1 pseudogene is annotated in these 3,465 nt (G+C 71.3%); it reads left to right on the top strand.

Annotated features, from left to right (window positions below):
- Nucleotides 1-3,465, top strand: a pseudogene (locus tag KDH83_RS30020) (hypothetical protein); the annotation flags it as partial.

A 3,465-nucleotide genomic window follows, 5' to 3' on the forward strand; every position in this document is an offset into this window, starting at 1 on the left:
GCCGCGTGGGCGGCGCAGGCACGCGCGGCGACGGCGCGGGCGCCGATGATGTGGCGATCCAGGTACAGGGCCGGCCGCAGGTACAGGGCGCGTCCCTCGTCGCCGTGAATGCGTTCCGCGAGTATGCGGACGCCGAGCTGGCGAGCGCGCCGGACGTGTCGGGCAGCAAGCCCCAGCTGATCACGCAGGACATGCTGGTCCGCATCGACCGGGACAGCCAGGATTTCATCAACGCGGCGCTGGGCAACGGCGCGCTGCGCGCGCGGCTCGCGGGGCTGGACGGCTACCGCCTGCGTCCGGGCGTGGACATCGTCAGCGATCCGCTGATCAATCCCGCCGGCAACCTGACGGTGGTGGGCGACCTGGACCTGTCGGGCTTCCGCTATGGCCCGGGTTCGGACCGCAACGATCCCGCGCGGCGCGGCTTCGGCGAGCCGGGCGTGCTGAACATCCGCGCGGCCGGCGATCTGACCATCCACGGCAGCATCAACGACGGCTTCGCCCCGCCGCCGTCCACGCCCGACGATCAAGGCTGGTACCTGTTCGAGTGGCGCAATGCGCAGAACAGCGGCAACACGCCGTTCGGCGGCGATATCGTGATTCCCATCGACGGCGTGTCGCTGGACAAGGGCACCGTGTTCCCCAAGGGCGCCGTGCTGAACTACGACCTGCCGGCCGAGGGCGTTACCTTGCCCAAGGGCATCGCCTTGCCGGTGGCGGTGGAACTGGCCGGCAACTACGTGCTGCCGGCGGGGGTGGTGCTGGGCGCGGACGTGTACCACGGCGATGGCTCGGTGGCCTGGCGCGCCGGCACGGTGCCGACGGCCGACGTGACGCTCGCGCCGGGCATGAAGCTGGGCGCCGGCACGGTGCTGCGTGCCGAGACGCTGGCGGCGGCGCTGACCTGGCCCAAGGGCGTGGCCTTGCCCGCGCCGATGACGGCCAGCGGCGTGCTGGCGCTGGCGCGCGGCGCCTTGATTCCGGCCATGACCAAGATCGAGCTGCCCGATGACAAGCCGGTCAACCTGCGGCCGAAGACGGGCGAGTTCCAGGGCGCCAACTGGGCGCTGGCGCCGATGCTGCCGCAGGGCGCCACCAGCTGGAGCCTGCAGCTGACGGCCGGCGCGGACCTGGGTTCGGCCGATCCGCGCGCCGTCGATCCGGCTTCGCGCGGTTCGCTGGTGCTGGCCGACTCTCACGCCTCCACTCGCATGAAGATCGTGCCGGGCGGCGTTGGAATGGTGTACGCGCCCAACGATCTCGGTTACCCCGTGGGCGAGCCGGTGGATCCGGACTGGGTCAGCGATTGCGACCTCTTCCCCGGGCTTTGCGTGACCGATCCCAAGCGCATCAAGCGCACCTGGACGCAAGACGGCTCCGACATGTTCGGCACGGAAGTAGGCACGCCGGTGCAGGAAGAACTGGTTGTCTTCTGCGACATGATCCCGGGCGTCTGCAACGTCGAGATCCAGCCGGTCCGCGACATCGCGTCGGCCGAGCTGCTGGCGCCCATGTTCAGCGTGGTGCGCACCGGTGCCGGCGACCTGGGCGCGGCGGCGGCCGGCGATCTGCGCATGGACACGCCCTATGGCTTCTATACGGCGGGCACGCCATCGGCGGCGTTGCGCCGCGCCGACGGCAGCGATCCGTATGCGCAGCCGCGCGGCAAACACATCTTCGATCCGTCCGGAGGCCCCGAGCAGGCCTTGCTGTTGGGTCCGCAGCAGGACGACTACAGCGCGGCCAACGGCGCGTACCGGGCCTGGTATCCCGAGCGCGGCGGCAACGTGGACATCGTCGTGGGCGGCTCCGTGTCCGGCGACGCCTGGACGGAATTCGCGCCGCCCAACCGGCCGCAGACGCCCAGCGCCAGCGTCGGCAACTGGCTGTGGCGCCAGGGGTCCGATGCCTTGCCGGCCTCGTGGTGGATCAACTTCGGCGCCTATGCCGTGCCCATGGCCACCAATATGTGGGCCAGCAGCCATCCGTACATCGTCGGCTTCACCGGCTTTGGCACGCTGGGCGGCGGCAACCTCAGCATCGCCGCGGGTGGCGACGCCGGCATCGTGGCGGCGCGCGGTCTGGGCGACTATGGCGCACCGGAACCGCGCAGCCGCGCCCTGGTCGCGGCCGTGGGCGGCACAGGCCGAGTCGCGCCCGACGGCAGCCTGGTGCTGACCGGCGGCGGCGACCTGAAGCTGCGGCTGGGCGGCGCCCTGAACCCGGATCTGGACGCCTCGCAGTACGCCACGCAGTACCGGACCAATCGCCAGAAGCCCGACCTGGACGGCATGGTGACCAACCTGCGCGGCGCCATCCAGATCGAGGCCCGCGCCATCGGCGGCTCGCGCCAGCTGTTCCGCCAGGACGCCGTCGCGCAGCCCGGCCTGACGGGCGACGCCATGGATCCGAGGCCGATCAACCCCTTCGTGCCGACGCTGTCGAGCGCCAGCGGCGGCATCACGCTGGTGCCGGGCGACTCCGCCGTCTATCTGGAGACCATGGGCGACCTGGTGCTGTCCGGCGTGTCCGATGCCGGCCGCGTGCGCGTCCTCAATACCTCCATCCAGACGCCGGGCAATGGCCTGTCGGTCGGCGGCGGCCAGAGCTGGTTCTCGCTGTGGACGCCGGCCACTGCCATCAACCTGCTGAGCGCCGGCGGCAACGTCACGCCGGACACCTCGCTGAGCCATGAGGCCGCCGGCTCGGCTTCCGTGATCCGGGGGGACGACGTGACCGTGTATCCGTCGATCCTGCGCGTGACGGCGGCTTCCGGCAATATCTACTACGGCCGTTCCGCCAAGAGCGGCTCGCCCGGCAGCACGCCGGCCGGCGGCCTGCTGCTGGCGCCCTCGGCCAGCGGCGAGCTGAGCTTCCTGGCGCAGCAGTCCATCTATGGCGGCGGCACGCCGGTCAGCATGTCCGGTTCGGACACGCCGCTGCCCACGCCGTTCATGCCGGCCTATGCCGGGTATGACCTGGCCGGCGGCCTGCAGCGCGGCTCGCACAATAACAGCATCGACGGTGCGCCGGTACCGCGCGAGGACGGACCCGTCGCGCCGACCAAAGACGCGCATCCGCTGTTCGTTTTCGGGCCGGACACGCCGGGCGCCCGATCCTTGCGCGCTGAAGGGGCTGAGCCGATCCGCTTCTATGCGGTGCAGGGCGACCTGGTTGGCCTGAGCTCGGGCATGTCCGTGCAGTATCTGCCGCAGACCAACCGCAGCATTCTCAACTGGCTGCGCGCGGCGGCGCCGGTCCAGGCGCTGGCGGGGCGCGACATCGCCGGCCTGGGCGGCGTGTTCCTGCACAACGGCCCGTCGGATGTCTCGCTGCTGCATGCGGGCCGCGACATCTGGTATGCCGACGTCAAGGTGGCGGGCCCCGGCCTGCTGGACGTGGTGGCGGGCCGCAACCTGGTGCAGGAAGACCGCGCCAGCATCGTCAGCGTCGGCCCGGCGCTGC

Source organism: Achromobacter sp. Marseille-Q0513 (assembly GCF_018195695.1).
In the GTDB taxonomy this organism is placed as follows: Bacteria; Pseudomonadota; Gammaproteobacteria; order Burkholderiales; family Burkholderiaceae_B; genus Achromobacter.